We start from the raw sequence: 8,306 nt of genomic DNA, 5'->3' as shown, positions 1-8,306 counted from the left end.
CGCAGGGGCTAGTTCCCACAAATAATAAAAATGAAGAAAGTTAAAAATTTGTAGTATATACTGTTTCAAAATATTTGATAAATTATAATTTAGTTTTTTAATAATCAATTTTTATAATTTATAATAAAGATTCTCTACTATAATCTGTTATGTCTGTTCCTATTTTTTGAGCTAAATCTTTTACTGTAATTTTTTTATCATATATAGCATTAAGCTCAGCATCTGTCGCCCCTAAAAGCTCAACAAAAATAACTTTTCCATTTGGAGTATTTATTTCTCCTGCTTCATCTGGTATAGTGATAAAGCCTGTGATTTTTGATTTCTGTTCGGCATCAATTCCTTCTTTTTGTTTAGTCCATATATATTCATAAGGATTGAAAACCGCACCGCTTTCAAATACATATTTTGCTAATTGCTGTAAAAATCCTACTGCAGTTTTTATTTCATTATCTTGAGTATCATCATCTTTTGTATTATTAATTTGTTTTTCATTCATTTTTAATTTGAAAGTAAGTTCAAAACCAAATCCGCTATACTCTTTATTCTCTGATTCTTTTTCATAAAGTTCACTGAATCCGTAAGTAACAAAATGATAGTATCCATTTCCTCTGTAAATACTTATTCCGTCAAGAGGGTCTTTTCCGCCTAGCATATAACTTATTATAGGTCTGTAATGCAGAGGTTCTTTTTGTTCAGGATATATTTTCTCAAATGTTTCTGTGATAGCGTCGAAACCTGATGTATTTATCTCTTCGTTTAAATCTTCATTACTCATCATTTTATTCTCCGAATTATTATGTTAATTATTATAAAATACAGCATAAATAATTATTTTTCAAGGCTTTTATTAAAATATAAATAATTATTATTTAATTTATTTTGTTTTTATAAAAAATGATTGTAATATTAATTATATATGTTATAGTTGTTGAGAATAAAAACAAATTAAAACAAGGTTATGATTTTTAAACGATTTACAATAAAAAATATTCTGCGAATTAAGCAGTTTTATAATAATCTTAGAAAAAGATTGGAGATTGACTTTCGGTTGATTTCCAATCTTTTTTTTATTTCAACTAAAAATCTAAAAAAAATTTAGAATAATAGGAAGGCAAAATTTGAAACGTTATTTAATACTTGAAGACGGAAGTCATTATGAAGGCATTGGTTTTGGTGCTGATAATTTTAAAATAGGTGAATTAGTTTTTAATACATCTATGACAGGTTATCAGGAAGTGTTATCCGATTTATCATACTGCGGGCAAATAACTGTTATGACTTATCCTTTAATAGGAAATTACGGCATAAACAGAGATGATTTTGAAAGTCTTAATCCTGCAATATTTGGTCTTATAGTAAAAGAGGCCTGTAAAAGCCCTAATAATTTTAGGAATGCAGAAACTATAGATGAGTTTTTGAAACTAAAAAATATTCCTGCCATAGAAAATATTGATACCAGAGCTATAACCAAAAAGATTAGAGAAGTAGGAACATTAAAAGCTATAATGAGCGACACTATAGAAAATAAAGATGATATAGTAAAAATGCTAAAAGAAACACCATATATGAATGACCATGTTAAAAGAGTTTCTACAAAGAATGCTTTTCCTATACCAAACAGAGGAAAAAAAGTTGTGTTAATGGATTTTGGTGCAAAACTTGGCATAATAAGAGAGTTAAGCAAAAGAGATTGCGATTTAATAGTAGTGCCTTATGATACAGATGCAAAAACTATAATGAGTTTAAATCCAGACGGAGTAATGCTTTCAAATGGACCAGGCGACCCAAAAGATGTAAGAGAATCAATCAATACAATAAAAGAGCTTATAGGAAATGTGCCAATATTTGGAATATGTTTGGGGCATCAATTAATAAGTTTGGCATGCGGTGCTAACACTATTAAATTAAAGTTCGGACACAGAGGAGGAAATCACCCTGTTAAAGATTTGGAAACTAATAAAGTAAGCATTACAAGTCAAAATCATAGTTATGCCGTTGAAAAAGAGAGTTTACATAATACAGACTTAATTTTAACTCATATATCTCTAAACGATGAAAGCTGCGAAGGCTTAAAACATAAAAAATTCCCAGTATTCTCTGTTCAGTATCATCCAGAATCTAATCCAGGACCAGAGGACAGCAAGTATTTATTTGATAAGTTTATTGATATGATGAATAATAATTACGGAGAGAAAAATGTCTAAAAGAACAGATATAAAAAAAATATTAGTAATAGGTTCAGGTCCAATAATTATAGGACAGGCTGCAGAGTTTGATTATGCTGGCACACAGGCTTGTCAGTCTTTAAAAGAAGAAGGATACGAAGTTGTGCTTATCAATTCAAATCCTGCTACAATAATGACTGATGCCGCTATAGCAGATAAAGTTTATATAGAGCCTATTAATTTGGATTTTGCTAAGAGAATAATTTATAAAGAAAGACCTGATGCTATATTAGGTTCTCTTGGAGGGCAAACTGGTTTAAACTTAGTTGTTGAACTAGCTGAAAGCGGTATACTAGATGAATATAATGTTGAAGTATTAGGAACAGATTTGAATGCCATAAACACTGCAGAAGACAGAGAGCTTTTTAAGAAGCTTATGAATGATATAAATGAGCCAGTACCTGAAAGCGTGATTGTGCATAGTGTTGAAGAGGCAATAGAGTTTGCAAATAAAATAGGTTATCACTTGGTGGTGCGTCCTGCATATACACTTGGAGGAACTGGGGGCGGATTTGCACGCAATGAAAAAGAATTAATTGAGATATGCGAAACTGGTTTAAAAATAAGCCCTGTTCATGAATGTTTGGTTGAAAAGAGCATTGCGGGGTACAAAGAAATAGAATATGAGGTTATGCGTGATAATAATGACAATGCAATAGTAGTATGTAATATGGAAAATGTTGATCCTGTTGGAATACATACGGGAGATAGTATAGTGGTTGCTCCTTGTCAAACATTAAGTGACAGAGAAAATCAAATGCTTAGAAATGTGAGCCTTAAAATAATAAGAGCTTTAAAAATATGCGGGGGTTGTAATGTGCAGCTTGCATTAGACCCAAATAGTTTTAAGTATTATATAATAGAGGTTAATCCTAGGGTATCTCGTTCTAGTGCTTTGGCTAGTAAAGCTACAGGATATCCTATTGCCAAAATAAGTGCAAAAATAGCGGTGGGTATGACTTTAGATGAAATACTTAACCCTATCACTAAAAAAAGTTTTGCTTGTTTTGAGCCTTCTATTGATTATATAGTTACAAAATTCCCAAGACTTCCATTTGATAAATTTCCTAATGCCGACAGACAATTAGGCACACAAATGAAAGCTACAGGAGAAGTGATGAGCATAGGACGTAATTTTGAAGAATCTTTTCTAAAAGCTGTTCGCTCTCTTGAAATAAAATGCGAGCATATTATTCATAAAGATGTTTCTGAATATACTACAAAAAAATTGTGGGAGCGTATTGAATTAAGAGATGATTTGAGAATATTTATTATAGCTGAACTTATAAGACGAAAAGAAGATATAAAAGACATAATAGATATTACTCATATTGATAAATTCTTTTTGGATAAAATAAAAAATATAATAGAGTTAGAAAATAAATTATCTAAAAATAAAATGGATATAGATATTTTAAGAGAATCTAAAGAGAGAGGTTTTTCAGATAGTTATATAGCCAAAGTTTGGGCAATGGAAGAGATTGATATATACAAATTAAGACATGAAAATAATATAGTTCCAGTATACAAAATGGTTGATACCTGTGCGGGAGAGTTTGAAAGTGAGACGCCTTATTTCTATTCTACCTATGAACAAGAAAATGAATCTATTAGAAGCGACAAAGAAAGCATTATTGTTTTAGGTTCTGGACCTATAAGAATTGGTCAGGGAGTGGAGTTTGATTATTCTACTGTGCATTCTGTTATGACTATAAGAGAGGCAGGTTATGAGGCTATAGTAATAAATAATAACCCTGAAACAGTATCAACAGACTTTTCAATATCTGACAAACTTTATTTTGAACCTCTCACTATAGAAGATGTTATGCATATAGTGGAGCTTGAAAAACCTAAAGGAGTTATAGTGCAATTTGGCGGTCAGACTGCAATAAATCTTGCTGAAAAACTTGTAATGCATGGGGTTAATATACTTGGCACTTCTTTAGAAAATATTAACAGAGCAGAAGATAGACATGAGTTTGAAGAGATGTTAAAGGCTCTAAATATTCCTCAGCCTAAAGGGGAAACTGCTATAACTGTTGATGAGGCTTTAGTTATAGCAAACAAAATAGGATATCCTGTTTTGGTGCGTCCTAGTTATGTATTAGGTGGACGTGCTATGGAGATAGTTTATAATGATGCTGCTTTAAAAATATATATGGAGACTGCTGTAAAAGAAGTTAGCAATAAAGCTCCTATATTAATTGATAAATATATTGTAGGAAAAGAAATAGAAACTGATGCTATTTCTGACAGTGAGCATAATGTATTTATACCAGGCATAATGGAGCATATAGAGAGAGCGGGCATTCACTCTGGAGACTCTATAAGCGTATACCCTCCTCAAACTATTTCAAAAAAAGTAAAAGACAGTATTATTGATTATACCAAAAGAATAGGAGAAGGATTTAATTTTATAGGGCTTTATAATATACAATTTATAGTTGATAAAGATGATAATGTTTATGTACTTGAAGTTAATCCTAGAAGCAGCAGAACAGTACCTTTTTTAAGCAAGATAACTAATGTACCTATGGCTAATATTGCTACAATGTGCATACTTGGAAAATCATTAAAAGAGCAAGGATATAATGATTTATATAAAAAAGAATCTAATAAAGTATTTGTTAAAGCTCCTGTATTTTCTTTTGCCAAATTAAGAAAAGTAGACACTGTGCTTGGACCAGAAATGAAAAGTACAGGTGAGGCATTAGGCTTTGACATTAACTTTGAAAAAGCATTATATAAAGCACTAATTGCAAGCGGAATAAAAATACCTCTTCAAGGAAATGTTCTTTTTACAATAGCAGATGATGATAAGCCTGAAATTGTAGATATGGCAAAAAGATTTTCTAATATAGGCTATGGAATATATGCTACAAAAGGAACTGCTAATTTCCTTAGAAAAGAAGGGCTTTATATAAAAGAAGTTTCAAAGATTTATGAAAGCGGATTTGAAGATATAATAGATACTATAAGACTAGGAAAAGTTGATTATGTTATTAATACAATAGCAACCAACAGCAAAACTCATTCTGATAGTTTAGAATTGAGACGTGCTTCTGCTGAAAATAATATATCATGTATTACTTCATTAGATACAGCATATGCTTTGCTTAAAGTAATAGAATCTATGAACTTTAGTATAATGCCTATTGCTTAATTATACTGAAACAAATATACTTTATAGAATTAATATTTCTTAATATTTGGGGATTTAGGGAGCACATATACATGCATACTAAAAATAATATCTGACCGAAGTCCTCAGAGTGTATGCGACGGGCTTACCCAAAAGAACAATAATAAACTTAAAAATTTTAAGTATATATTAATAATAAATTTAAAAAGATGAGTAGATTTTTTCTATTCATCTTTTTTATTTTAAATGCTTTTAATAATTCAAAAAATATTTATAATAAATTTATTAATACAATTTCATAATTAGGATTAATATATGAGTTTAGAAAATAAGCTTAAATCTGCAATATTAGGTCTAGCTGTTGGTGATGCTTTAGGTGTTCCTTATGAATTTATTTATAGGGATATTATTAAAAAGAATCCTTGTAAAGATATGATTGGATACGGCACTCATAATAAAAAAGCAGGCACTTGGTCTGATGATACGAGTTTAACATTATGTTTACTTGATAATTTGAATAATAAAAATATAAATTATAATAATATTATGAATAGTTTTATATTATGGTATGATAATGGTAAATATACTGCTGACGGAGATACATTTGATATTGGAATAACAACAAGTGACGCTATAGATAATTATAAAATCCGAAAAAATCCTATAAAATGCGGACTATATGATGAATACAGCAATGGAAATGGTTCTTTAATGAGGATACTTCCTATTGCATTTTACATAAATAAATATTTTGATAGTCAATTATTTGAAAGTAATGAAGTTATAAATATAATATACAATGTTTCTTCACTAACTCATTCCCATAAAAGAAGTTTGATAGCTTGTGTAATATATACTGCCATAGCATTAAATTTAATAAATGACATGAATATCGAAGAAGCTATTAATAAAGCATTAAAAGATTCTTTTGATTATTATAAAAATGAAAAAGAGCTTAATAATTACGAAAGAATATTTGACTCTGATTTTAAAAAAATTAATGATGTAAAAATAGAAAGCAGCGGATATGTTGTTCATACATTAGAGGCTTCTATATGGATATTATTAAATACTTCAAATTATGAAGATGCTGTATTAAAAGCTGTTAATTTGGGCGATGATACAGATACTACTGCGGCAGTTACTGGAGGACTTGCAGGTTTGTATTACGGTATAGATAATATTCCAAGTAAGTGGATTGATACTTTAGTTAATAAAGAATTGATAATTAATATTTGTAATAATTTTTTTTATAATTAATATAACAAAAACTAATTTCTCTATAATATACAAAATAATTATAATATAAACTTTAGTATAATGCCCTATTGCTTAATTATATTTAAATATTTTTGCTAATTATTAAGCATAAGCATCAACATTATTTCCCTTATCTTTTGGGGCTGATATTGCTGATTTTGTTACGCCTCCAGAAATATAAACTCTCTTACATTCTGGGCATATAGATGTGTTTAATGTAACATTTTGAAATAATACTTCACCTCCAGACTTTTGAGCATTTCTTTCATTGTTTGCAACATGCTCTTGTTCATGAGAGGCTACAGCTGATGGGGCATTAGATGGGCTTATACGTGTTGGTGTTTTAAAAGATACTCCTATATCATTAGAGCCGTCTTGATATGTTCTATTGGCACAAGTTTTACATACACCTACTTCGCTTATTGGAGTTTTTTTGCTTGCTGAAATAGCTGAAATATTTGCAATGTTATTTGAATTTCTATAAGCACCTATTTCCATATAAACCGCCTTTCTAATTACTATAATATATTATAAACCCATAAAAATAAATATCAAGGAATTTTAAAACCCAATTATTCAGTTTAAATTATCTCTAACTCTCCACTCATACATTCATTAAACTCATCAAAAGTTTTTATATTATGATACTGCCTTATAATATTCTATACACATTATTTCATCAGGAGTTTTATATTTTTATATCATTCTTCTCTTTTCTTCTGTAAGCATATTTATTATATCATTGGCACATCTTAAAAATATTTTTCATATAACTCATTTCTAATATAAAAAAGAAATAGCCCAAATAAATGGACTATTTCCTTTCTTAAATAACAAAAATTATATAATAAAACTTATATGAATAAAACTATTTTGTGCTAGGACCAAACTTAAATCCTACCTGCAAACCTATATCAAAACTAGAATAAGAAACATCTTCAACTGCCAAGAAATTACCAAAGGCAGGATAATTATTAATAAAATTATTGTTTATAGAATATACTGTAGGCTCTAAACCAAAATCATATCCTAAATATAAACCAACATTAATAGCTAAGTTTTGTGCAAAGAATATAGAATAATCAAAAGTTAATTTTATATAAGGTATAACTTTAGTAAGAAAATTACTAGAAATATAATTATAATCAATTTTTGTACTGCCTTTAACACTTCCTATTTTATAATAATATTTACCAGCTAAAGGCACTTTCACTCCAGCACCAATACCTATAGCAAAATTATAAATATTAAACTTTGGAAGTATTCCAACTTGAAGGCTTTCAAAAGTATAAGTATCAGAAATATTTTTATCAAGCTTGCTTATATAAGAATAACTATCATGACTATAACCTAATTCTCCAAGCACACTTACACCCATATTATTATTAATAGCAAACATATACCCAAGCTGAGCAGAAACACCAGCATCTAAACCAATACCATTATTTTTACCGATAGCATTTCTAACTTCACCATTATGAAGATTATTATAATACTCTCCCCAATCAGTTAAATCATAATCATAAACCCCAAAACTCATACCAATAGGAACATTTAAAATAAACTCAAATCCACTAGCAGCAAAACTTGTAGCTGTTATAAAAATAAAAACAAAAATAGAAAATATAATTTTTTTCATAAATTGCACCACCAATTTTATAATATCTTATATATAATAT

Annotated in this window: 6 protein-coding genes; 3 read left to right on the top strand and 3 right to left on the bottom strand. The window is 29.0% G+C overall.

What is annotated here, in order from left to right:
- Nucleotides 1-118 precede the first annotated feature (118 nt).
- The gene (locus E6A48_RS03895) at nt 119-778 is read right to left on the bottom strand and encodes a suppressor of fused domain protein (RefSeq protein WP_013243220.1); all 660 of its coding nucleotides are present in this window, start codon (nt 776-778) and stop codon (nt 119-121) included.
- 340 nt (nt 779-1,118) lie between these two features.
- Between E6A48_RS03895 and E6A48_RS03890 the strand changes: the two genes are divergently transcribed.
- From E6A48_RS03890 to E6A48_RS03880, 3 genes are all read left to right on the top strand, one after another.
- Complete coding sequence (locus E6A48_RS03890) at nt 1,119-2,204, top strand: carbamoyl phosphate synthase small subunit (protein ID WP_219708715.1); 1,086 nt, start codon at nt 1,119-1,121, stop codon at nt 2,202-2,204.
- Nucleotides 2,197-5,388, top strand: coding sequence for a carbamoyl-phosphate synthase large subunit (gene carB, locus E6A48_RS03885; protein WP_219708713.1), 3,192 nt, complete (start codon nt 2,197-2,199; stop codon nt 5,386-5,388). Before E6A48_RS03890 ends, carB begins: the two co-directional genes overlap by 8 nt.
- Nucleotides 5,389-5,682: 294 nt before the next feature.
- Nucleotides 5,683-6,627: an ADP-ribosylglycohydrolase family protein gene (locus E6A48_RS03880; RefSeq protein WP_219708712.1), complete on the top strand. Its 945-nt coding sequence runs from the start codon at nt 5,683-5,685 to the stop codon at nt 6,625-6,627.
- A 102-nt stretch (nt 6,628-6,729) separates the two neighbouring features.
- Here E6A48_RS03880 and E6A48_RS03875 read toward each other — a convergent pair whose 3' ends face one another.
- The gene (locus tag E6A48_RS03875) at nt 6,730-7,125 is read right to left on the bottom strand and encodes a hypothetical protein (RefSeq protein ID WP_101503394.1); all 396 of its coding nucleotides are present in this window, start codon (nt 7,123-7,125) and stop codon (nt 6,730-6,732) included.
- Between the two features lie 370 nt (nt 7,126-7,495).
- Entirely contained in the window at nt 7,496-8,266 is a 771-nt protein-coding gene (locus tag E6A48_RS03870) for a hypothetical protein (protein WP_219708709.1), read from the bottom strand.
- Nucleotides 8,267-8,306: the final 40 nt, after the last annotated feature.

Origin of the sequence: Brachyspira pilosicoli (genome assembly GCF_019402445.1) — a bacterium.
GTDB lineage: Bacteria > Spirochaetota > Brachyspiria > Brachyspirales > Brachyspiraceae > Brachyspira > Brachyspira pilosicoli_B.
Note: the sequence above shows the minus strand (reverse complement) of the source record. Positions and strands in the feature narration are given on the sequence as shown.